This window comes from Micromonospora vulcania (genome assembly GCF_042658605.1).
In the GTDB taxonomy this organism is placed as follows: Bacteria; Actinomycetota; Actinomycetes; order Mycobacteriales; family Micromonosporaceae; genus Micromonospora; species Micromonospora vulcania.
The window spans coordinates 1-20,847 of record NZ_JBHSQS010000014.1; the positions used below are offsets into that span (position 1 = coordinate 1).

The 20,847-nt window shown below is 71.5% G+C and carries 20 protein-coding genes and 2 tRNA genes; 7 read left to right on the forward strand and 15 right to left on the reverse strand.

The genetic code is table 11. The features are described from left to right. The first annotated feature begins 534 nt into the window (after positions 1 to 534). Positions 535 to 759, forward strand: coding sequence for a hypothetical protein (locus ACFQGL_RS21955; protein WP_377514152.1), 225 nt, complete (start codon positions 535 to 537; stop codon positions 757 to 759). A 5-nt stretch (positions 760 to 764) separates the two neighbouring features. On the opposite strand, the gene ACFQGL_RS21960 is transcribed toward ACFQGL_RS21955, so the two are convergent. Together ACFQGL_RS21960 and ACFQGL_RS21965 are read right to left on the reverse strand one after the other, a co-directional pair. After that, complete coding sequence (locus ACFQGL_RS21960; protein ID WP_377514153.1) at positions 765 to 1,562, reverse strand: carbon-nitrogen hydrolase family protein; 798 nt, start codon at positions 1,560 to 1,562, stop codon at positions 765 to 767. A gap of 38 nt (positions 1,563 to 1,600) precedes the next feature. Continuing rightward, complete coding sequence (locus ACFQGL_RS21965; protein WP_377514154.1) at positions 1,601 to 2,434, reverse strand: EamA family transporter; 834 nt, start codon at positions 2,432 to 2,434, stop codon at positions 1,601 to 1,603. A 41-nt stretch (positions 2,435 to 2,475) separates the two neighbouring features. On the opposite strand from ACFQGL_RS21965, the gene ACFQGL_RS21970 reads away from it, so the two are divergent. Next, on the forward strand, positions 2,476 to 3,102 hold the full coding sequence (locus ACFQGL_RS21970; protein ID WP_377514155.1) for a helix-turn-helix domain-containing protein: 627 nt from the start codon (positions 2,476 to 2,478) through the stop codon (positions 3,100 to 3,102). A 24-nt stretch (positions 3,103 to 3,126) separates the two neighbouring features. On the opposite strand, the gene clpX is transcribed toward ACFQGL_RS21970, so the two are convergent. The 5 genes from clpX to ACFQGL_RS21995 all read right to left on the reverse strand — a co-directional run bounded on the left by clpX (position 3,127) and on the right by ACFQGL_RS21995 (position 7,703). Continuing rightward, on the reverse strand, positions 3,127 to 4,422 hold the full coding sequence (gene clpX, locus ACFQGL_RS21975; RefSeq protein ID WP_377514156.1) for an ATP-dependent Clp protease ATP-binding subunit ClpX: 1,296 nt from the start codon (positions 4,420 to 4,422) through the stop codon (positions 3,127 to 3,129). A gap of 210 nt (positions 4,423 to 4,632) precedes the next feature. Continuing rightward, positions 4,633 to 5,295, reverse strand: a complete 663-nt coding sequence (locus ACFQGL_RS21980) for an ATP-dependent Clp protease proteolytic subunit (RefSeq protein WP_130339200.1) — start codon at positions 5,293 to 5,295, stop codon at positions 4,633 to 4,635. Positions 5,296 to 5,305: 10 nt separating this feature from the next. After that, positions 5,306 to 5,947 carry an ATP-dependent Clp protease proteolytic subunit gene (locus ACFQGL_RS21985; protein ID WP_363760907.1) on the reverse strand — a complete coding sequence of 214 codons (642 nt, stop codon included), beginning with the start codon at positions 5,945 to 5,947 and terminating at the stop codon, positions 5,306 to 5,308. A 203-nt stretch (positions 5,948 to 6,150) separates the two neighbouring features. Then, positions 6,151 to 7,497 (reverse strand): trigger factor, encoded by a 1,347-nt coding sequence (tig, locus tag ACFQGL_RS21990; RefSeq protein ID WP_377514158.1) that lies wholly within the window; start codon positions 7,495 to 7,497, stop codon positions 6,151 to 6,153. Between the two features lie 132 nt (positions 7,498 to 7,629). Next, a tRNA-Pro gene (locus tag ACFQGL_RS21995) sits at positions 7,630 to 7,703 on the reverse strand. 364 nt (positions 7,704 to 8,067) lie between these two features. On the opposite strand from ACFQGL_RS21995, the gene ACFQGL_RS22000 reads away from it, so the two are divergent. Both ACFQGL_RS22000 and ACFQGL_RS22005 read left to right on the forward strand, forming a co-directional pair. Then, positions 8,068 to 8,138: transfer RNA gene (locus tag ACFQGL_RS22000), tRNA-Gly, on the forward strand. Between the two features lie 346 nt (positions 8,139 to 8,484). Further along, positions 8,485 to 10,638, forward strand: coding sequence for a M14 family zinc carboxypeptidase (locus ACFQGL_RS22005; RefSeq protein ID WP_377514159.1), 2,154 nt, complete (start codon positions 8,485 to 8,487; stop codon positions 10,636 to 10,638). Positions 10,639 to 10,737: 99 nt separating this feature from the next. On the opposite strand, the gene ACFQGL_RS22010 is transcribed toward ACFQGL_RS22005, so the two are convergent. Continuing rightward, entirely contained in the window at positions 10,738 to 11,283 is a 546-nt protein-coding gene (locus ACFQGL_RS22010) for a hypothetical protein (RefSeq protein WP_377514160.1), read from the reverse strand. Between the two features lie 126 nt (positions 11,284 to 11,409). On the opposite strand from ACFQGL_RS22010, the gene ACFQGL_RS22015 reads away from it, so the two are divergent. After that, positions 11,410 to 11,751, forward strand: a complete 342-nt coding sequence (locus tag ACFQGL_RS22015; RefSeq protein WP_377514162.1) for a hypothetical protein — start codon at positions 11,410 to 11,412, stop codon at positions 11,749 to 11,751. Positions 11,752 to 11,769: 18 nt separating this feature from the next. On the opposite strand, the gene ACFQGL_RS22020 is transcribed toward ACFQGL_RS22015, so the two are convergent. The 4 genes from ACFQGL_RS22020 to ACFQGL_RS22035 all read right to left on the reverse strand — a co-directional run bounded on the left by ACFQGL_RS22020 (position 11,770) and on the right by ACFQGL_RS22035 (position 15,024). Then, on the reverse strand, positions 11,770 to 12,237 hold the full coding sequence (locus ACFQGL_RS22020) for a ribose-5-phosphate isomerase (protein ID WP_377514163.1): 468 nt from the start codon (positions 12,235 to 12,237) through the stop codon (positions 11,770 to 11,772). 87 nt (positions 12,238 to 12,324) lie between these two features. Next, positions 12,325 to 13,524 carry a DUF1015 family protein gene (locus tag ACFQGL_RS22025; RefSeq protein WP_377514164.1) on the reverse strand — a complete coding sequence of 400 codons (1,200 nt, stop codon included), beginning with the start codon at positions 13,522 to 13,524 and terminating at the stop codon, positions 12,325 to 12,327. A gap of 89 nt (positions 13,525 to 13,613) precedes the next feature. Beyond that, positions 13,614 to 14,204: a hypothetical protein gene (locus tag ACFQGL_RS22030; protein ID WP_377514166.1), complete on the reverse strand. Its 591-nt coding sequence runs from the start codon at positions 14,202 to 14,204 to the stop codon at positions 13,614 to 13,616. A gap of 193 nt (positions 14,205 to 14,397) precedes the next feature. Continuing rightward, positions 14,398 to 15,024 (reverse strand): mycothiol-dependent nitroreductase Rv2466c family protein, encoded by a 627-nt coding sequence (locus ACFQGL_RS22035; RefSeq protein ID WP_377514167.1) that lies wholly within the window; start codon positions 15,022 to 15,024, stop codon positions 14,398 to 14,400. 222 nt (positions 15,025 to 15,246) lie between these two features. Between ACFQGL_RS22035 and pepN the strand changes: the two genes are divergently transcribed. Both pepN and ACFQGL_RS22045 read left to right on the forward strand, forming a co-directional pair. Beyond that, positions 15,247 to 17,796, forward strand: coding sequence for an aminopeptidase N (pepN, locus tag ACFQGL_RS22040; protein WP_377514168.1), 2,550 nt, complete (start codon positions 15,247 to 15,249; stop codon positions 17,794 to 17,796). 84 nt (positions 17,797 to 17,880) lie between these two features. Then, positions 17,881 to 18,444, forward strand: coding sequence for a Uma2 family endonuclease (locus tag ACFQGL_RS22045; protein WP_377514170.1), 564 nt, complete (start codon positions 17,881 to 17,883; stop codon positions 18,442 to 18,444). Between the two features lie 67 nt (positions 18,445 to 18,511). Here the strand turns inward: ACFQGL_RS22045 and ACFQGL_RS22050 are convergent, their stop codons facing one another. The 3 genes from ACFQGL_RS22050 to ACFQGL_RS22060 are packed head-to-tail and all read right to left on the reverse strand — an operon-like array spanning position 18,512 to position 20,741. Next, on the reverse strand, positions 18,512 to 18,919 hold the full coding sequence (locus tag ACFQGL_RS22050) for a DUF5130 family protein (protein ID WP_377514171.1): 408 nt from the start codon (positions 18,917 to 18,919) through the stop codon (positions 18,512 to 18,514). Next, entirely contained in the window at positions 18,906 to 19,223 is a 318-nt protein-coding gene (gene ctaJ / locus ACFQGL_RS22055) for an aa3-type cytochrome oxidase subunit CtaJ (RefSeq protein WP_465263536.1), read from the reverse strand. Before ctaJ ends, ACFQGL_RS22050 begins: the two co-directional genes overlap by 14 nt. Positions 19,224 to 19,277: 54 nt before the next feature. Further along, the gene (locus tag ACFQGL_RS22060; RefSeq protein ID WP_377514173.1) at positions 19,278 to 20,741 is read right to left on the reverse strand and encodes an amidase; all 1,464 of its coding nucleotides are present in this window, start codon (positions 20,739 to 20,741) and stop codon (positions 19,278 to 19,280) included. Positions 20,742 to 20,847: the final 106 nt, after the last annotated feature.

Below are 20,847 nucleotides of genomic sequence, written 5' to 3' on the forward strand. Positions count from 1 at the left end.
TGGCTTTACAAGCACCCTGTTGAGTTCTCAAAGAACAACCACACACCGACCAGAAGCCCCACACTCAGTGGAACCCCGTTTCGGGGCAACCGCTCAAACCTACTTGGTCGAACTTTCATTGTCAACCTCGTATCCGAGGTGATCAATGTTGTTCGTCCGAACCCCGCGATGACGCACGCCGTATCCGGCGGTCGTTACTGTCGTGGGAATCCCGCAGACCGGCCGATCGCCGCTCTGCGGCTCTCTGCCCGGCTCCTGCCGGCTTCAGAACTCTACCCGGTCGGCTTCGCGTCCGCAACCCCGTTTCCGGAGTGTTCCGCACCGCCCGAATCCTCAGTCTCGCTCGGCGTTCCCGCCACGAGCCTGGTGCTCGTTCTCGGCCGGTTTGTCCGGCCTCCCCCGTGCAGAGAGAAAGTTACGCGGACGGTCCGGAGAAGGCAAATCAGGGTTCATCACTGGTTCGGCTGGCCCCAGATCCGACGGTCCCGACGCAGGCGGCGACGCGGGACGCACCGGCGTGCCAGAGTGTCAGACATGGATGAATCCGGGCTCGGCGTCACGGTGTACGCCGAGGAGGCGCTACTCGGCCTCCTCCTGCCCATCTGGCAGCTGGTGATCGGCGCGTTCGTGCTGCTCGTCCTGGTGCTCTCGGTGGGTCGCCTGGCCCGGCGGGGCAGGTCCCGGATGACCACCGCTCTGCTCGTCACCGCCGCGGTCATCGTCGGCTTCACGGCGGTCGGCGTCCTGCTGCAGGGGTGAGCCCCTCAGAGTCGGCGGTTGGCCAGGCTGGGCAGCTCCGCCCGGATGGCAGCGAGGCGGTCGAGGTCCAGGTCGGCGATGGACACTCCCGGGCCGTCCGGCAACTGGGTCAGCACCGTCCCCCAGGGGTCGACCACCATGCTGCGCCCGAAGCAGGTGCGGCCGGGGTCGTGGTCGCCGGTCTGGGCTGCGGCTACCACGAAGCACTGGTTCTCGATCGCGCGGGCCCGCAGCAGGACCTCCCAGTGATCGCGCCCGGTGTGCAGCATGAACGCCGCTGGGACCACCAGCAGTTGGGCGCCGCCATCGGTGGCGAGCCGACGGTACAGCTCGGGAAAGCGCAGGTCGTAACAGATCGACAGGCCGACCCGCAGCCCTTCGACGTCCACCACCACCGGCTGGACACCCGGAGCGACGGTCGCCGACTCCAGATATGAGACCTTGCCGGGGATCTCCACGTCGTACAGATGAATCTTGCGGTAGCTCGCGGCCAGGCTGCCGGACCGGTCGAAGACCAGGGACGTGTTCCAGGTGTGCTCCGGGTCCGGGCCGGCCTCGTGGAACGAGCCGGCCACCAGCCAGATGCCGAGCCGCCGGGCGATCCCGGCGAAGAAGCCGCCCACCTCCCCGTCGACCGGCTCCGGCTCGGGAAGCCCGGCGGCGGGACCGAGGTAGTCGACGTACTCCGGCAGGACGGCGAGGTCCGCGCCGCCGGCGGCGGCGCGTTCCAGCAGGGCCTCCGCGGCGGCCAGGTTGGCCTTGCGGTCATCCCGGGCGTTGAGCTGGCAGACGGCGACACGCATGAGCCCAGGGTACGGCCGCAGCGCCGGCACGGACAGCGTCAGATGCTGGCCAGCACCAGGGCCCCGGCCGCGAAGCCGAGGCCGGCGACCTGGACCGGACGCAGACGCTCCCGGTCGACGACGAGCGCGAGCAGCACGGTGCTGGCCGGGTAGAGCGCGGCGATGGCCGCGATGATGCTCAGGTGGCCACGGGCCGCCGCCGCGAGGAAGAGCGCGTTGGCCGCGCTGTCCAGCAGACCGGCCGCCGCTGCCCAGCCCAGCACACGCGGACCGAGCCGGAGCCGTACGCCGGTGCCGGCGGCGAGCGCGAGGCCGAACGCGATCGAGCTGGCCCGTACCGCTGCCACCGGCCACATGCCCGCGCTCTCGTCGGCCTGGCCGAGCAGCGTGAAGAAGACGCCGAAGAGCGCCCCGGCGGCGAGGGCGAGCCCCACCAGTCGCGCGGGGACGCCCCGTCGGCCGCCGCCCTCGCCCAGGCTGACCAGTGCGATCGCCAGCACGGCGAGGCCGGCGCCGGTGAGTGCCAGGGCACCCGGGAAGGTCGCGGTGACCAGTCCGGCGACGATCGGCACCACCGCGGCGGTGATCGCGGTGATCGGCGCCACGACGGCCATCATGCCGCTGGCGAGCGCCCGGTAGAGCAACATGACCCCGGCCGCGCCGGCCACGCCGGCAACGAGTCCCCAGGCGATGTCGCCGGCGGTCGGGGTGCCGGGCACGACCAGCACCAGCACGACCAGCAGCGGGACGCTGAGCAGCTGGGAGACCACGGTCACCGCGATCGGGTCGGCCCGGCGGGACGCCTTCCCACCGGAGAAGTCGGCCGTACCGAAGGCGACCGCGGACACCGCTGCAAGGACAATGGGGAACATGCGACTGTCGTACCATAATAGTGACCGTGAAGGATAGTTTGATGACCGAGACCGGAGCCGGCCGGGTGGGTGCGGTCACCGCCGCGGTGGCCCGTCAGGTACGCGAGCTACGCGCCGCCCGGGGCTGGTCCTTCGAGGAACTCGCCGGCCGGTCCGGGGTGAGCAAGGGGATGCTCGTGCAGATCGAGGGCGCGCGCACCAACCCGAGCGTCGGCACGCTGTGCCGGGTCGCCGACGCGTTCGGCGTCAACATCGCCCGGCTGCTGGAGCCCGCCGAGGAACAGACCGTGAAGATCACCTCGGCCACCGAGGCGCCGGTGCTCTGGCACGGCGAGCACGGCGGCACCGCTCGTCTGCTGAGCGGGCTGGGCGAGCCAGACCTGGTCGAGCTGTGGGACTGGCGGCTGGAGGCCGGGGAGTCGCACCCCTCCCCCGATCACCCGCGCGGCACCCGGGAGGTGCTGCACGTGCTGACCGGGACGGTGCTGGTCCGGGTCGACGGGCAGGACCACCCCGTCCGGGCCGGGGAGACGATCGAGTTCCACGCCGACCGGGAGCACGGCTACCGCAACGACGGTACGGAGCCGGCCCGGCTGATGATGGTGGCGGTCACCCCGTCGGGCGAGTGGGACCGGCGGACCCGCTCACGCCGGCCGCGTCAGGACTGAGCGGCCGGCGCGTGCGCGATCGGATCAGGCCGACTTCTCCTCGCGGTCCCGCCGGGCCCGACGGCCGGTGAACTCGCGCGGCACGATGGTCGGGTTGACGTTCTCCAGGACCACCTCGCGGGTGATCAGCACCCGGGCGGCGTCGGGGTTGCTCGGCACCTCGTACATCGCGGAGAGCAGAACCTCCTCGATGATGGCCCGGAGGCCACGGGCACCGGTGCCGCGCAGCATGGCCTGGTCGGCGATCGCCTCCAGCGCCGGCTGGTCGAACTCCAACTCGACCCCGTCCAGCTCGAACAGGCGCTGGTATTGCCGGACCAGGGCGTTGCGCGGCTCGGTGAGGATCCGCACCAGGGCGCTGCGGTCCAGGCTGCGCACGTTGGTGATCACCGGCAGCCGGCCGACGAACTCGGGGATGAGCCCGAACTTGAGCATGTCTTCCGGCATGACCTGGCTGAAGATGTCGTCGGTCGACCGCTCGGAGACCGACCGGAGCCGGGCACCGAAGCCGGTGCCGCCCTGCCCGGTGCGGGACTCGATGATCTGATCCAGCCCGGCGAAGGCACCACCACAGATGAACAGCACGTTGGTGGTGTCGATCTGGATGAACTCCTGGTGCGGGTGCTTGCGGCCGCCCTGCGGCGGCACGTTGGCAACCGTGCCTTCGAGCATCTTGAGCAACGCCTGCTGGACGCCCTCGCCGGAGACGTCCCGCGTGATCGACGGATTCTCCGACTTGCGGGCGATCTTGTCGACCTCGTCGATGTAGATGATGCCGGTCTCGGCGCGCTTGATGTCGTAGTCGGCGGCCTGAATCAGCTTGAGGAGGATGTTCTCCACGTCCTCGCCGACGTAGCCCGCCTCGGTCAGCGCGGTGGCGTCGGCGATGGCGAACGGGACGTTGAGCATCCGGGCGAGGGTCTGCGCCAGGTGGGTCTTGCCGCACCCGGTCGGGCCGAGCAGCAGGATGTTGGACTTGGCCAGCTCGACGGCGTCACTGCCGGAGCCCGGCGCACCGGCCGCCTCGGCCTGGATCCGCTTGTAGTGGTTGTAGACCGCGACGGCGAGCGCCTTCTTGGCCTGGTCCTGCCCCACGACGTAGTTGTCGAGGAACTGGCAGATCTCCATCGGCTTGGGAAGCTCTTCCCACTTCACCTCGCCGGACTCGGCCAGCTCCTCTTCGATGATCTCGTTGCAGAGATCGATGCACTCGTCGCAGATGTAGACCCCAGGGCCCGCGATGAGTTTCTTGACCTGCTTCTGCGACTTGCCGCAGAAGGAGCATTTCAGTAGGTCGCCGCCGTCACCGATCCGTGCCACCTACGTTCTCCCTGCACTCATCGGCCGGAGACCCGGCCCTGACCTGCGGACGCTGCGCTTCGCCCGGCTCCGTTCACTGCGCCGGGTCAACCGGCGAAGCGGTACGGACCCGACGTTACCCGCTGGCGGGGCATTCTCCGACCCCCAAAACGGGTGTGTCAGAGGTCGGCCGGGAACGGAAAGCCCGGCCAACCTCTGACCCGGTAGTGCTCAGCTGGCGGCGTTGGCGGCCAGCAGACCCTTCTTGCGGCTGGTCAGGATCGTGTCGACCAGCCCGTACTCCTTGGACTCCTCGGCCGTCATGATCTTGTCACGGTCGATGTCCTTGCGAACCTGCTCGATCGGGCGGTTGCAGTGCCGGGAGAGCATGTCCTCCAGCTGCGTCCGCATCCGGAGGATCTCCCGGGCCTGGATCTCGATGTCCGAGCCCTGCCCGTAGCCGCCCTCGGTGGCCGGCTGGTGAATGATGATCCGCGAGTTCGGCAGGGCCATCCGCTTACCCGGGGTGCCCGCCGACAGCAGCACCGCCGCCGCACTGGCGGCCTGCCCGAGGCAGACCGTCTGGATGTCCGGGCGGACGTACTGCATGGTGTCGTAGATCGCCGTCATCGCGGTGAACGAGCCACCCGGCGAGTTGATGTACATGATGATGTCGCGGTCCGGGTCGGTGCCCTCGAGCGTCAGCAGCTGGGCCATCACGTCGTTGGCCGACGCGTCGTCCACCTGGACGCCGAGGAAGATGATCCGGTCCTCGAAGAGCTTGTTGTACGGGTTCGACTCCTTGACCCCGTACGACGTGCGCTCGACGAACGACGGCAGAACGTAGCGGTTGTGCACGGCCGCGAACTGGGGCGGCAGGCTCAGGTCGGTCATCGTCAGCTCCTCAGCTCAGGGTCCCGGCGCCATCCGGAACCTGGGCGGCCCCGATGATCACCTTGTCGATGAAGCCGTAGTCCATGGCCTCCTGGGCGGTGAACCAACGGTCCCGGTCCGAGTCCGCCTCGATCTGCCCCTGACTCTGGCCGGTGTGGTGCGCGACCCGCTCCTGGAACATCCGCTTCGTGTAGAGCATCTGCTCCGCCTGGATGGCGATGTCGGACGCCGTGCCGCCCAGACCACCGGACGGCTGGTGCATCATGATCCGGGCGTGCGGCAGGGCGTACCGCTTGCCCTTGGTGCCCGCGCAGAGCAGCAGCTGGCCCATGGAGGCCGCCATGCCCATCGCCACGGTCGACACGTCGTTGTCGATGAACTGCATGGTGTCGTAGATCGCCATGCCGGAGTAGACCGAGCCACCCGGCGAGTTGATCCACAGGTTGATGTCGCGGTCCGGGTCCTCCGCGGCGAGCAGCAGCAGCTGCGCGCAGATGCGGTTGGCGACCTGGTCGGTCACCTCACTGCCCAGGAAGATGATGCGTTCCTTGAGCAACCGGTTGTAGACCGAGTCGTCGAGGTTGCCAATGGAGTCGCCACCGCGCGCGTCAATCGCCCGGAGCGACTTCTTGGGGATGTGCATGTCGGTCATGGCAGCCCTTCGCTCTCCGTACCGTCTTTCCCGACACTAACCGCTGTGCGGGGCGGCAGAGTCCCGGTCGGGGCACTGTTCGCTCTCAGCGCAGCTGCGTCGGGCACACCCGCGGCGCGGGCTTCCGGGCGTACCGGCGTACCCCGGAAATGGATTCGGCCGCCGTCCACCGCACAGCGGCGGACGGCGGCCGCACCCGACGATCAGTGTTCGTGGTTGTGCTCGGCCTCGTTGGCGGCACGCAGCGCGTCGAGGGTGACCTCGTTGCCGGCGGAGTCCTTGATCGTGATCCGCTCCATCACGGCCGCGAGCGCCTTGCCGCGCCGCACGTCGCCGAAGACCGCGGCCGCCGCGCCGGAGCGCACCAGCTGGTCGTAGTACTGCTGCGGGGCCATCCCGGCGCGCTGCGCCCGGTGCACGATCTCGTGACCGAACTCGTCGTCCGAGACCTGCACGTCCTCGGCGTCGGCCAGGGTGTCGAGCAGCAGCTGCACCTTGACCCCCTCGGTCGCCGCCTCGGCCAGCTCGGCGTCGATCTGCTCCTCGGTCTTCTCCTCGGCGGCGAGGTATTCCTCCAGGGAGGCGCCGATCCGCTCGAGCTGGTCGACCATCGCCTGCTTGCGGCTCTCGACCTCCTCGCGGACGACACCCTCCGGCGCCGGCACCTCGGCGGCCTCGACCAGCTGGGCGAGCGCCTTGTCCCGGGCGGCGTAGATCTGCTCGACCTGCTTGCCCTGGGTGACCCGCCCCCGCAGGTCGCCGCGCAGCTCCTCGATCGTGTCGAACTCGCTCGCCATCTGGGCGAACTCGTCGTTCAGCTCGGGCAGCTCCTTCTCCTTGACCGTACGCACGGTCACCGCCACCTCGGCGTCCCGACCGGCGAAGTCGCCGCCGACCAGCTGGGTGGTGAAGGTGGTGCTCTCACCGGCGGCGAGGCCGACCACGGCCTCGTCCAGGCCCGGCAGGAGCTGCTTGCTGCCCACCTCGTGGGAGATGTTGCTCGCCGAGCCGCCCGGCACGTCCTCGCCGTCGACGGTGGCGTTCAGGTCGATCTGGACGTAGTCGCCCTCGGCGGCAGCCCGCTCCACGGTCTTGAGGGTGGCGAACCGCTCGCGCAGGTTCTTCACCTGCTCGTCGATCTCGCTGTCGTCGATCTGCAGCTCGTCGACGGTGACCTCGATGGTCGTCGCGTCGGGCAGGGTGATCTCCGGCCGGACGTCGACCTCGGCGGTGAAGTTCAGCGAGTCACCGTCGTTGAACTCGGTGATCTCGACCTCGGGACGGCCCAACGTCTTCAGGTCGTGCTCGCGCACCGCGGCGAGGATGTTCTCCGGGATGGCGTCCTGGACCGCCTCGTTGAGGACGGTGCCCCGGCCCACCCGCTGGTCGATCACCGCGGTCGGCACCTTGCCCCGGCGGAAGCCCGGGACCTGGACCTGCGAACCGATCTCCCGGTACGCCTTCTTGAGGCTCGGCTCGAGCTCGACGAACGGCACCTCGATGGCGAGCCGCACGCGCGTCGGGCTCAGAGTCTCGACGGTGCTCTTCACAGGCGTACTCCTTGACGGATCTCAGTTGAGTCTGGGCGTGATTCAGCCCATCGAGTGTAGGCGAGCCGGACTGACACTCCGGCAGCGCCCGGGGACCGCGCGCTGCCGGGACGACCCGGCGGCGGACGACAGTCGGGGTGGCGGGATTTGAACCCACGGCCCCTCGCTCCCAAAGCGAGTGCGCTACCAAGCTGCGCCACACCCCGTGGCGACGAGCAGTCTATGCCGTCGGCGCAGCCGGGACGTGCCGGGGCCGCCCCCACCCGGACAGATTCCCTCGAAAACCCCACTCGGGCACGCGCTCCGCCGCACGACGAGCGCTTGGCGCGCTCGGTGGCGCGCTCGGTGGCGCGCTCGGTGGCGCGCTCGGTGGCGCGCTCGGTGGCGCGCTCGGTGGCGCAAGATCCGCGCAACATCGGGGAAAGAGTGGCCTCCCGGCGCGCGCAGGCCACTACATCCCTGAAGTTGCGCGGAGCTTGCCGGGGCGGCGCCCACGACGGGTGGCTCGGCTGGAGGTTCGGCAGCGGCATTGGGTACGCTGTCTGCGCGTCCCGTTTCGGCGGGGTGCACGCGGGCGTAGCTCAATGGTAGAGCTTCAGTCTTCCAAACTGACTACGCGAGTTCGATTCTCGTCGCCCGCTCAGTGACAGTGGCCCAGGTCAGGGATGGTTTCCGACCTGGGCCATCTTGATGTCCACCTCTTGATCTCGCCGAGCGGGCCGCTGCGTGCCCGATCGCGGTCCTTGGTGACGCGGCGTACTGACAGCTCGCCCCTGGCCATGATGCTCCCATGATCGACAGTGCTGGCGGGTCAATCTAGCTGCCAGGGCCGGCCTCGACGGCGCGCGGGGACCCCACGCTCGAGTGCCGCCGCCGCCCGGACGAGTGCGGACCTTCCGGGCAGAAGCCACGCCACCATTCCTTGACAGTTGTCGATCTGTGCACTGGTGTGAGGACCAGTCACATCGACGTCCGTCAGGAGGGCACATGATCGTCCGACGACGGTGGACAGCTGCCGCCACCACAGCGATCCTGATCAGCGCAGTGCTGTCCCATCCCGGTCCCGGTGCCGCGGCACCCGCCGACCCGATCACCCTGGCCACCACCGCGACCGCCCTGGTCCGGGTGCAGCTCCGCGATCAGGCACAGCTCGACCGGCTGGTCGCCACCGGTGCGGACCTGGCCAACCGACCCCGGGCCCGGAACGGCCGGATCCTCGCCGACCTGGTGCTCACCGGCACCCAGCTCGCCGAGCTGACCGCGCAGGGCGCGCGAGCCGTACAGATCGTGCAGCGCGAGGGGGACGGCAGCCGGCGTTACGCCGACAGCGTGCGCGCGGCCCAGGAGCGCACCGCCGCCGGACTGCGCGCCCCGGATGCCGGCCGGTCCACGACCGCGGCACCGACGGCCGTGGACACCCTCCAGGTCCAGCAGGCGTACTGGTGGACGACGGGTGGGCAGACGTTCCTGCAGACTCAGGTCGCCACCACCGCAACCGACGACCCGGATGTGGAGATCACCGTCAGCTGGCGGGCGGCGGACGGGGCCACCGGGTCCTTCCCGCTGTACCGGTTCGAGGACTCCGGCGAGTACCAGTACCACTACGCACTCCCCCAGCCGGTGCCGAGCCGGCCGGTCCAGGTGACCGCCACCTCCAGCCTCGGCGGGGTCAGCCGGGTGATCACCCCGACGCTCTGGCCGAACGTCACCCCGCCGCCCCTGCCGGTCGGCTACCAGAGGGACTTCATCGACGCGTACCTGACACCGGTGGACATCCGGGCGCGGATCAAGCGGCTGGCGCGGCAGTACGACGACCTGGTGGACGTGATCGACCTGCCGAACCGGACCCAGGGATACCGGCGTACCGCCGCCGGATATCTGGGCGACCCCACCGTGGCGGCCGTGGTGGTCGAGACGGTGCGCTTCGGTGACCAGGGCATGAACGGCGTGCAGGTGCGGACGGTCGACCCAGGTCGGCCGAACCGGCCGCTGACCGTGGGCTACCGCGACCGCGTCCTGGTGGTCTCGCTGGCCACCGGCACCGCTGGCAAGACGGTGAGCACCACCGACGAGGTCGCCGCGGCCATCAACGCCCGCCAGCCGGACCGCTTCCGGGCCACCGTCGAGGAGGGCTCGGCGGAACTGCCGATGCCGATCGCCGGCCCCACCCGGCTCGACGACGGCCTGCAGGGCACCGAGGTGCCGGCACGGCCGTGGACGGTGCAGGCGTTGCGCCTCGGCGTACACCGGGACGGCTCCCGGGTCGGGGTGCTCGCCTACTCCCAGGAGCACGCCCGGGAATGGGCGACGCCGCTGGTGACGCTGGAGTTCGCCGAGCGGATGCTGGCCAACGCACGGACCGACCCGGCCACCCGTGAGCTGCTCGAGCAGGTCGACATCTTCGTCATCCCGACGGTCAACCCGGACGGGGCGAACTACTCGTTCAACGACTACAACATGCAGCGCAAGAACATGGTCAACCACTGCACCGGCACGTCCCGGGACCCGCGGTACCGCTCCTCGTGGGGCGTCGACCTCAACCGCAACTACACCGTCGGGTCCTACTTCGACGGGTACGTGGGCGCCAGCGCCAACTGCCTCTCCGGCACGTACGCGGGCACGGCCGAGCTGTCCGAGGCGGAGAGCGGCAACGTCGTCGCGCTCGCCCAGGCCCACCCGAACATCCGGTTCGCCATGAACGTGCACTCCTTCGGCGGGTACTTCATGTGGCCGCCCGGGGCGTACCGGGCCGACGGCAGGGTCACCCTGCCCCGACCGTCGATCGACGAATCGACGCTGTTCCTCACCAGCGCCCGGCGGATCGTCGGCGCCATCGCGCAGGAGCGCGGCACCGTCACCTGGCCGTCGCAGACCGGTCCGGTCGCCGACGTGCTCTATTCCGCCGCCGGGAACTCGGCCGACCAGCTCTACTACGAGCTGGGCATCTTCGCGTGGGACTTCGAGGTCGGCAACGACCGGTGGAACCCGGCCACCGGCGAGTGGGAGGGGGTCGGCTTCCAGCCGCCGTACGACGAGGCGCACGGCGAGTCCCAGGAGTACGCCGGCGGGCTGGTGGAACTCGTCCGGGTGGCCCGCGACTACGCCGCCGCGGCCACGGATGAACCGCAGCCTGCCGGGTAAGCAGCCGCCGGCCTGGTGGGGAGACGACCGGCGTCGCGGCGTACCGCGACCGGGCGCACGGGCGGGCGGCGCTGGCCGGCCCGCCCGGGCGTACCCGGATCAGTTCGAGGAGATCCAGTTCCAGGCCGAGACGACCCACTCGGTCTGCTGGAGCCAGGCGACACCGAGGCCGACGAGGAAGACCGCGGTCGCCAGGTGCGCACCCCACGCGCTACGCCGAACCCGTCCCATCTGCCGCTCCAGCACGACCCGGCCGACCAGCCGGGACAGCGCGAACAGACCGACCGCCACCAGCAGACTCAGCACCAGCACGAGGAGCGGGCCGGTCAGGTCACCTCCGCCGGAGAGCGCCCAGATCCCCCAGCAGACGAACGCGAACAGGCCCGCCCCCGTGCTCCACTCGCCGCCGCGCCGCAGTTGCGCCAGGTGCCAGCTCAGCGGCCGGCGCGGCACCGGCTCGTCCGGCCAGCCGGTGCCGGTCGGCTCCTGCTCGACGACCGGGAACGGCTCGGTGCGCGGAGCGCGCGGCTGACCCACCGGAGCCACGCCGCGGCGGAACCCGTCCCGCTGCGGCGGCACCCCGACGCCGGCCTGCGGCGGTACCTCCACGGTTCGTTCCGCCCACGGCTGCGACTGGTCTGCCATCTCGTCCTCCCCCTGACCGACGGCACCACCACCGCCTCGATCCGAGGGTAGCCAGCCGGCAAATCGGTCGCCGAGCCCGTCCGGCGCGGCCCGGCACGACGGAGCCGGGCAGGGTACCGTCGGCTGATGGGTGACCCGGATCGACGACGGCGGCGGCTGCGCCACCACACCGACCCGGACCCGGGCGTTCGCGGCGTCGACACCCCGACGGCCAGCACGGCCGGCGTGCACGACGCCGCTGAGCAGCCGTCCCGCCGGCGCGGCCCGACCGGCGACGAGCGCGACGGCGAGCGCGGGCTGCGCGGCCTAGTCGGCTCCGGTTCGTCGCAGGTGGGGCTGAGCGCCGCCCTGCGAGCCCGCGACGCGGCCCGGCCGACCGACGACGACCTCGCCGAGGCGGAGGCCCGGGTGGTGGTCGTCCGGCGCAACTGGGTGCCCCGCGAGGAGCTGCCCCGCTCGCCGCGCTGACCGTCGGCGCCGGCCGGGTCAGGGCAGGTCGGGCAACTGCCGGGTCTGCTCGTACTCGGCCACCTGCACGATCCGGCGGGCGTGCCGCTCGTTGCCGGAGAACGGCGTGTTCAGGAACGCCTCGACGATGGCGGTGGCCTCGTCCAGGGTGTGCTGGCGGGCGCCGACCGCGACCACGTTCGCGTCGTTGTGCTGGCGGGCCAGTTGGGCGGTCTCGATGCTCCAGGCCAACGCGGCGCGGACACCGGCGACCTTGTTCGCCGCGATCTGCTCACCGTTGCCGGAGCCGCCGATGACCACGCCGAGGCCGGTACCGTCGGCCACCACCTGGTCGCCGGTGTGCAGGCAGAACGCCGGGTAGTCGTCGTCCGGGTCGTAGCTGTGCGGGCCGACGTCGACCACTTCGTACCCCTGCTTGGCCAGGTGATTGGCCAGGTGCACCTTCAACTCGAAACCGGCGTGGTCGGATCCCAGGTAGACGCGCATACCGGGCAGTCTGTCAGGCCACGGTCGGGGACGCCGCAGGGGCGGCGTCCCCGAGCCGGGTTCGTCACACGGCCGTGTCCGCGGCGCTCAGCGCAGCAGCTCGGCGACCACCAGGCCGCCGCGCGCCTTCGGGGTGAACCAGGTGCTCTTGCGCGGCATCTTCTCCCGGGCCAGGTTCACCGCGACGAAGTCCGCCACGGTCACCGGCGCGATCAGGATCGCCAACTCGGCCCGGCCGGCGTCGACCTCGCCGGTGAGCCAGCTCGCCGGGTAGTCACCGCCGACGTAGGTGATCCGCTTGTCGCCCGGGTCCAGGCCCAGCGCGTCACGCAGCAGCAGCCGCTCCACCAGGGCGTGGTCCAGGTTCTCCAGGCGGTCCGCGGCGGTGGCGGGCAGGCGCACCGCGTACCCCTGGCCGGCCAACCGCAGGTGGACGGTGCCGCCCGTCGCCGGGACCTCGACCGGGCCGTCGATCGGGTCGACCTCCGCGCCCGCCGCGCGCAGCCGGTCGAGCAGCTCGGCCGGCGTGGTGGTCAGTTCGCTCACCAGCCGGTTGTACGGCTGAATCGCCACCGAGGCGGGGGTCGTCACGACGGCCAGGAAGCGCGGCAGCCGGCCGGTCTGGGCGGCCAGGCTGCGGTGGTTGCCGTCGGCGACGACCAGATCGCCGCCGCCGGCGAGGGCGGTCAGCGTGTCCTGCTCCGGCCCGGGGCCGAGCAGCCAGATGGCGTGCGTGCGCCCCGCCTGGTCGGTGTCGGTGGCGGCGGGAGCACCGGCCGCGTCGGTCGCCGCCGCGAGTGCGCCGTGCAGCTCGTCACCACGCCCGGTCTGCAGCAGGAGTACGGGCGAGAGCAGGTGGTTGAGCGCGTCGGCCAATCCCACCCGCTCGCGCACCTTGGCGATGAAGACGTCCTCGTTGCGGATGACCAGCCCCGGCTCGTCGGCCCGGGTGGAGATCTGGTCGGTGTCCACCATCGCGAACAGCCCGTACGCCGGCTCGTCGCCCGGCGCGCTGATCCGGTAGAGCACCACCACCTGCTCGGCGGGGGTGTAACTGCCGTCGGCCTTCGCCTCGGCGAGGCGGGCCACCGCGTCCGGCAGCGCGTCGAGGAAGGACTTCCCCAGGCTCTCCGGCGCCCGGTGCGGCATCTCGATGCCGAGGGCACTGTGCGGGTTCGCCTCGATGATCGCGGTGATCTCCGCGTCGTCGGCGAACTCGTCATAGTTCTGCGCGCCGGTGCCGCCAGTGGTGATCCAGGCCCGGGCGATCGGATGCACAACCGTCATGCCTGCTGACGCTACCGGCGACGGCGCCGGCACCGACGGGGACCCGCGCGGCGTCCACCAGATGAAAGTGCCGAGGTCGGACCGGCCGGTCAGCCGGCGCGGCCCGAGGTGCCGTTGGGCCGGCGGTGCCGACCGGTCGCGGCGTGCCCGCCGTTGCCCCGCCGGCCGGTCGTGCCCGGCCCGGTCGAGACGTTGCGGCGCGGCGACGACGGCGGCCCCGGCACGGGACGCGGCTCGGGTGGCGGCCCCGGCACGGGACGCGGGCTCAGCGGCGGTGTCGGCACCGGTCGCGGGGCGGTGGGCGCCGGCGGCGGCGGGGCGGGCTCGGCCGGCGCGGCCCCGGAGGGCGCGGCCGCGTCCGGCGGTACGACAGCTGGCGGTACGGCGTCCGGGGGTACGACAGCCGGCGGTACGACCGGCGCGGGGTCCGCGGCTGGCGTCCGGAGTTCGACCGGCACGGTGTCCTCGGACAGCATGGGCGGGGTCAGCCGCGAGGTGACCGGTACCCGGGCAACGCCGACCACGATGGGCGGGGCGAGCAGATTCACCAGGTCGGCCGGAAGATCGGGACGGACCACCGGCCAGCGGGAATCGTCGACCGACCAGTAGGCCGCGCCGGGAGTCTCGATCACCCCCTGCACGGTCAGCTGATCGTCACCGGACGCACGGTGCTTGGCCATCGGGATTGCCTCCACGAACTGTGGGTTGCGGCCCTGCGGGTCGCTCGGCGGACACCGGGGCCAACGAGGCCGCCCGCCCACCGGTGACGCGGAGATCGCGTTCGACCTCGGACGGGTTACCACCACCGCCCGACGCGACGCGCCCCCGCCCGGACAGCCGAGAGTGTCCGGACGGGGGCGCGGGTGGCGTGCATCAGTCGAAGATCGGGCCCAGCTCGCGGGAGCGCTTCAGCTCGTAGAAGCCGGGCGTGCCGGCGACCAGCAGCACGCCGTCCCAGAGCCGGGCGGCCGCCTCGCCCTTCGGTGCCGGCGTGATGACCGGCCCGAAGAACGCGACCGTGCTGCCGTCCGGGCCGGGCGCGTGGATCACCGGGGTGCCCACGTCCTGGCCGACCGGCCGCATGCCGGCCTCGTGGCTGGCCCGCAGAGCCTCGTCGTACTCGGTGCTCTCGGCCGCCTCGGCCAGGGCCGGGTCCAGGCCGGCGTCGGTCAGCGCGGCGACGTAGAGCTCCGGACCCCGCTCCTCCTTGCCGAGGTGGATGCGGGTGCCGAGCGCGGTGTAGAGCTTGCGCAGGACGTCCGAGCCGTAGCGCTGCTCGGCGGCGATGCAGATCCGTACCGGACCCCAGGCGGTGCTCAGGAACGACTTGTACTCCTCGGGCAGGTTCTCCCGGCCCTCGTTGAGCACCGCGAGGCTCATCACGTGGAAGCGGACGTCCACGTCCCGGACCTGCTCGACCTCCAGCAGCCAACGGGAGGTGAGCCACGCCCACGGGCAGGCCGGGTCGAACCACATGTCCACGGCGACGCGTTCGGTCACGGTGAGATCCCTTCGAGACAGGTGGCGCCGGCAGTCCGGCGTCTCACTCGAATCCTCACCCCGAAAGGCGTCGGCCGGCACCCAAAGGCGAGCGTGACCTCGGCCACCGCTGGCTACCGGTACATGGAAGACTCGGGTATGGGCCGACCGCCACGAGCGGTTGGCGGACGGGCGCCGCCGGGCGTACGGCGAAAAGTGGGATGGAGACGAACAGTGCCGGGAGTGCGTAACCTGACGCAGGTCGAGGCGACCGAGCGGGCCCGCCTGCTCGACGTGACCGGATACGACATCAGTCTGGACCTGTCGACCGCCGTGCTTGCGGCCGACGGCCGCACGTTCCGGTCGACGACCGAGGTCCGGTTCCGCTGCGCCGAGCCCGGCGCGAGCACCTTCATCGAGGTGGCCGCCGACTCGGTGCGCTCCGCCACGCTGAACGGTGAGCCGGTCGACCTGTCGACCTGGTCGGCCGAGAACGGCCTGACCCTCACCGGGCTGGGCAGCGACAACGTCCTGGTGGTGGACGCCGACTTCGGCTACTCCAACAGCGGGCAGGGGCTGCACCGCACGGTCGACCCGGTGGACGGCGAGACCTATCTCTACAGCCAGTTCGAGACGGCCGACGCGCAGCGGGTGTTCGCCTGCTTCGACCAGCCCGACCTGAAGAGCGTCTACACGTGGCACGCGCAGGTGCCGGCGCACTGGCGAGTGGTGTCCAACATGCCGGTGCAGCGCGAGGAGCCGGCGGGTGAGGGGCTCAAGACCCTCCACTTCGCCGAGTCGCCCCGGATGAGCACCTACATCACGGCACTCTGCGCCGGGCCGTACCACGAGGTGCGCGACACCCACGACGGCATCGACCTGGGTGCGTTCTGCCGGGCGTCGATGGCTCAGTACCTCGACTCGGACGACCTGTTCCTGATCACCAAGCAGGGCTTCGACTTCTTCCACGAGAAGTTCGGTGTGCGGTACCCGCTGCCCAAGTACGACCAGCTCTGGGTGCCCGACTTCAACGCCGGCGCGATGGAGAACTTCGGCTGCGTGACGCACGCCGAGTCGCACTACCTGTTCCGCTCGCAGGTCACCGACTTCGAGTACGAGCAGCGGGCCAACACGATCCTGCACGAGCTGGCCCACATGTGGTTCGGCGACCTGGTCACCATGCGCTGGTGGAACGACCTGTGGCTGAACGAGTCGTTCGCCGAGTGGGCCAGCCACTGGTGCAACACCAACGCCACCCGGTTCACCGAGGCCTGGACGACGTTCCTGTCCATCCGCAAGAACTGGGGTTACCGGCAGGACCAGCTCTCCTCCACCCACCCGGTCTACACCGAGATGCCGGACATGGAGGCCGTCGAGGTCAACTTCGACGGCATCACCTACGCCAAGGGCGCGAGCGTGCTCAAGCAGCTCGTCGCGTACGTGGGTGAGGAGCCGTTCGTGGCCGGCCTGCGGGCATACTTCGGCAAGCACGCCTGGGGCAACGCCACCTTCGACGACCTGCTCACCGAGCTGGAGGCGGCCTCCGGCCGGGAGCTGCGCAAGTTCGCCGCGCAGTGGCTGGAGACCGCGCAGGTCAACACGCTGCGTCCGGAGGTGACGATCGGCGCGGACGGCACCTACCAGCAGGTGGTGGTCCGGCAGGAGGCGCCGGCGGCGTACCCGACGCTGCGGACGCACCGGATCGGCGTGGGCCTGTACGACCTGACCGACGGGCGGCTCGTGCGCCGCGAGCGGTACGAGGTGGACGTGACCGGCGAGCGGACCGACCTCGCCGAGCTGCGCGGCGTCCGGGCGGCGGACGTGCTGCTGCTCAACGACGACGACCTGAGCTACACCAAGCTGCGCCTCGACGAGCGGTCGATGGCCACGGTGGTGCAGCACATCGGTGGCTTCGACTCGTCGCTGGCCCGGGCGCTGTGCTGGACCGCGGCGTGGGACATGATCCGCGACGCCGAACTGTCGGCCCGTGACTACGTGGCGCTGGTGCTGACCGGGCTGCCCGCCGAGACCGACATCAACCTGGTCACCGCGACCCTGCGTCAGGCGACCACGGCGATCACCCTCTACGCCGACCCGGCCTGGGCGCCGACCGGCTGGGCCGACCTGGCCCGTACGGCACGCGACGCGCTCGCCGCCGCCGAGCCGGGCAGCGGGTTCCAGCTGGCCTGGGCCCGGGCGTACACCTCGGCGACCCGCTCCGAGGAGGATCTGGCGATCCTGCGCGGCTGGCTGGACGGCTCCGGCGCACCGGCCGGGCTCACCGTGGACACCGAGCTGCGCTGGGCGGTGCTCGGCGCGCTGGTGGCCAACGGCGCGGCCGGAGCGGCCGAGGTCGAGGCGGAGCTGGCCAGCGACCGCACCGCCAGCGGCGAGCGGGAGGCCGCGTACGTGCACGCCCTGGTGCCGACCGCGGAGAACAAGGCGGCCGTGTGGGCGCTGCTGACCGGCCCGGACGCGCTGCCCAACTGGCGGCACCGGGCACTGCTGCAGGGCTTCACCCACCCGGCGCAGGTGGAGCTGGTCGCCCCGTACCGGGAGCGGTACTTCGAGGCGGTCGGTCAGGTGTGGGCCACCCGGGACAGCGAGCCGGCGCAGGAGTTCGCCCAGCTGGCGTACCCGGCCTACCTGGTGCAGGACGACACGGTGGCGGCCACCGACGCGTGGCTGGCCGGCGACGGGCACCCCGGCCCGCTGCGCCGGCTGGTCGCCGAGGGCCGCGACGGCGTGGTGCGGGCGCTCAAGGCCCGCGCGAAGGACGCCCAGAGCGCCTGATCGACAGCATTCGGCCCGGGGCCGGGCGTGGACGACAGTCCATGCCCGGCCCCGGGCGTTATCGTTCGGAAGGAGGTGGACGTGATGGCACAGCCGACGTACGAGTGGCGGCCACCCGAGCGGAGCTGGCGCGAGCAGGATCTGCTCGACCTTCCGGAGGACGGGAACCGCTACGAGATCATCGACGGGAGCCTGCACGTGACCCCACCGGCCGGGCCTGACCACCACGAGCTGGCGGACGACATCCGGATGACGGTTCGACAGGCGGCACCACCGGGCTGGCGGGTCATCCGTGAGATCGGGGTACGGGTGCCCGGTGGCAACCTGCTCCCGGATATCACCGTGCTGAAGCCCGGCGCCCCCCGAAGCCGCATGTGGGCCGAGCCGACGGACATCGCGCTCGTCGTCGAGGTGGAGTCACCAAACAGCCGGCGGCACGACCGGTTCACCAAGCCCGCGTTGTACGCCGAGGCTGGTATCCGGTCGTATTGGCGGGTGGAGCACGGTGACTTCGGCCCGGTGGCGTATCGCTACCAGCTCGGCAAGGGCGACCATTACGAGCTGTTGGGCACCGTGGGCCCGGATGACCCGGTTAGCGTGGATGAGCCCTGGCCGAGGCGGCTGGACCCGAGCGCCTGGCCGCGCTGAAGCAGCCCCAGACAGACCGAAGCCCGGCCCACACACGTGGGCCGGGCTTCGTCGTACGAGGAGGGGCTCAGCCCTTGCCGGCGTGGCTGGCCAGTTGGTCGAGGCCGTTGATGATGCCGCCGGCCAGGTCGCCGCCGCTGAACGCGCCGGCCATGGAGAGGGCGGCCAGCTTGGCGTACGTGTCGGGGATGCGCTTACGGGCGTGCCGCCCGGTGACGACCTCCAGCCGACGCTGGTTGGGGGACACCGCGATCAGCACCGACCTGTCGGGGTCGGCGAGCTGGCGGTGCAGCCGCTGGGCGTGCTCCCGGATCGGCTCGTCGAGGCCGCCGACGAAGACCGAGAAGACCAGGCCGGTGCCCTGGTCGGCCAGGCGCAGCGCCTCGTCGATGCGCAGCAGCTGGCGGGTCGAGAACGGCCCGTCCAGCACCTCGGGCGGATTGCCCTGCCCAGTCTGCTTCTCACCAACGGTCACTTGCGCCTCCGGTTCCACCGGCCGGCGCCTCGACGCTGGCCTGCTCAAGCTTGTGGCTGGTCAAGGCCGGCGCCTGCGCCCCTGCGGTCAGCGCGGTGCCGGCCGAGTCGGCCAGCTGCTCCGGGCGGCCCAGGAACCAGACCGGAGTGAAGTCAAAGGGTCGGCCCGGGCGGTACCGCTTGGTGCCACCGCCGTGGCCGGCACCAGCACTGCCGCGGCTACCGGCGTACGACAGGCCGGCGATCACCAGCACCGCGGCCGCCGGGATGCCGACGAAGACCAGCAACGTCTCGGTAACAGACAATCCCAACGCCCCCAGGCGGAAGAAGGACCTCGAACAATCGGGTCGGATGGACGATCATGATGCCGACCGCCCGGCTCCGTCGCCATTCACGTTAGCGGAGTCGACGGCCCGCCAGATTGCGGGGTGGCGATCCCATCCGTCACTGCAGTCTTCCAGTTGCGCAGCGGTCTCGATGAGCCGCGCGTCTTCGCCGTACCGGCCGGTGAGCAGCACCCCGACGGGCAGGCCCTCGGTGGTCACACCCACCGGCAGGGAGACCGAAGGATCGCCGGTGACGTTGAAGATGGCGCAGTAGGGCGAAAAGCGGCGTTGCCGGTCGAAGTCGGCCTCCGGATCGCCGTCGGCGGTGAACCAACCGACCGGCGCCTGCGGGGTCGCCAGCGTGGGACAGAGCAGCAGGTCGCAGTCGGCGGTGCGCCGAGCGCCGAGGCGGACCTGTGCCTGCAACTCGCCGAGGGTGGCGGCCAGGGTGCCGGCGGAGACCTCCGCGCCCCGGGCCCGCAGCAGCCGGGTCAGCGGCAGCAACTCGGCCTCCCGCTGCGCCGGTACCGGGGACAGCGCCAGCACGTACCAGAGGATCTCGAACAGCGGCCACGCCTGCGGCCCGAGCGGCGGTCGCACCTCGACCACCTCGTGGCCGGCGGCGGTGAGCAGCGCGGTGGCCCGGTCCACGGCGGCCACGCAGTCCGGGTGCACCAGTTCGTCGGCGAGCATCGGCGTGGTGAACCGGCCGATCCGCAATCGACCGGGCGCGCCCTGGCGGGCCACGGCCAGGTAGCCGCCGGGCGGCGCGGGTGGCGGCAGGTAGGGCTCGCCGGGCACCGGCACGGCCATGACGTCGAGCAGCGCGGCAACGTCGGTGACCGTCCGCCCGAGCGGCCCGCTGGTGGGCAGGCCGAACGCGCCCGAGCCGAGCGGGCCGCCGGAGACCACGCCACGACTGGGCTTGTAGCCGACCAGGCCGCAGAGCGATGCCGGGATGCGCAGCGAGCCGCCGCCGTCGGAGCCCTGGGCGACCGGGACCAGCCCGGCCGACACCGCCGCCGCCGCGCCGCCGCTGGAACCGCCGGCGGTGTACGCCGGCTGCCACGGATTGCGGGCCGGTGGCGCGACCCGACCCTCCGAATAGAGCGAACAGCCCAGCTCCGAGGTGGTCGTCTTGCCCAGGCTGACCAGGCCGGCGGCCTTGATGAACCGGACCACGTCGGCGTCGACCGGCGGGACGAAGTCCGCGAAGGCGGCCGAGCCGAAGGTGGTACGGACCCCGGCGGTGAGGGTGAGGTCCTTGATCGCGGTCGGCACGCCGTGCAGTGGGCCGCGTCGCTCGACGGGTACGGCGTCGGCGGCGCGGGCGGCCTCGCGGGCGAGCTCGGCGGTGACCGTGACGAACGCGCCCACGGTGTCGCCGAGCGCGTCCACCCGACGCAGGTGGTGCTCGACCAGCTCGGCGCTGGACAGCTCGCCGCGCGCGATGGCGGCGGCCTGCTCCAACGCGGTCAGGTCGTGCATTTCGGCCATGGTGTCATCCTGCCCGCTTCGGAGGGCCGTCGCCGCTCGACACGACCGGTCGCGGGCTCAGAGCAGTGTGCCGACCGGGGCCACCCGATCGCACCGCGGCCCACCG

Excerpts from the sequence above, each read along its gene's own strand:
- ACFQGL_RS21985 (WP_363760907.1), bottom strand. The coding sequence starts at position 5,947 with ATGACCGACATGCACATCCCCAAGAAGTCGCTCCGGGCGATTGACGCG.
- ACFQGL_RS22025 (WP_377514164.1), bottom strand. The coding sequence starts at position 13,524 with ATGACGGTTGTGCATCCGATCGCCCGGGCCTGGATCACCACTGGCGGC.
- ACFQGL_RS22030 (WP_377514166.1), bottom strand. The coding sequence starts at position 14,204 with ATGGCCAAGCACCGTGCGTCCGGTGACGATCAGCTGACCGTGCAGGGG.
- ACFQGL_RS22020 (WP_377514163.1), bottom strand. The coding sequence starts at position 12,237 with ATGCGCGTCTACCTGGGATCCGACCACGCCGGTTTCGAGTTGAAGGTG.
- ACFQGL_RS21970 (WP_377514155.1), top strand. The coding sequence starts at position 2,476 with ATGACCGAGACCGGAGCCGGCCGGGTGGGTGCGGTCACCGCCGCGGTG.
- ACFQGL_RS22060 (WP_377514173.1), bottom strand. The coding sequence starts at position 20,741 with ATGGCCGAAATGCACGACCTGACCGCGTTGGAGCAGGCCGCCGCCATC.
- ACFQGL_RS22010 (WP_377514160.1), bottom strand. The coding sequence starts at position 11,283 with ATGGCAGACCAGTCGCAGCCGTGGGCGGAACGAACCGTGGAGGTACCG.
- ACFQGL_RS21960 (WP_377514153.1), bottom strand. The coding sequence starts at position 1,562 with ATGCGTGTCGCCGTCTGCCAGCTCAACGCCCGGGATGACCGCAAGGCC.
- ACFQGL_RS22045 (WP_377514170.1), top strand. The coding sequence starts at position 17,881 with ATGGCACAGCCGACGTACGAGTGGCGGCCACCCGAGCGGAGCTGGCGC.
- ACFQGL_RS22015 (WP_377514162.1), top strand. The coding sequence starts at position 11,410 with ATGGGTGACCCGGATCGACGACGGCGGCGGCTGCGCCACCACACCGAC.
- ACFQGL_RS21980 (WP_130339200.1), bottom strand. The coding sequence starts at position 5,295 with ATGACCGACCTGAGCCTGCCGCCCCAGTTCGCGGCCGTGCACAACCGC.
- ACFQGL_RS21955 (WP_377514152.1), top strand. The coding sequence starts at position 535 with ATGGATGAATCCGGGCTCGGCGTCACGGTGTACGCCGAGGAGGCGCTA.
- ACFQGL_RS22005 (WP_377514159.1), top strand. The coding sequence starts at position 8,485 with ATGATCGTCCGACGACGGTGGACAGCTGCCGCCACCACAGCGATCCTG.
- ACFQGL_RS21965 (WP_377514154.1), bottom strand. The coding sequence starts at position 2,434 with ATGTTCCCCATTGTCCTTGCAGCGGTGTCCGCGGTCGCCTTCGGTACG.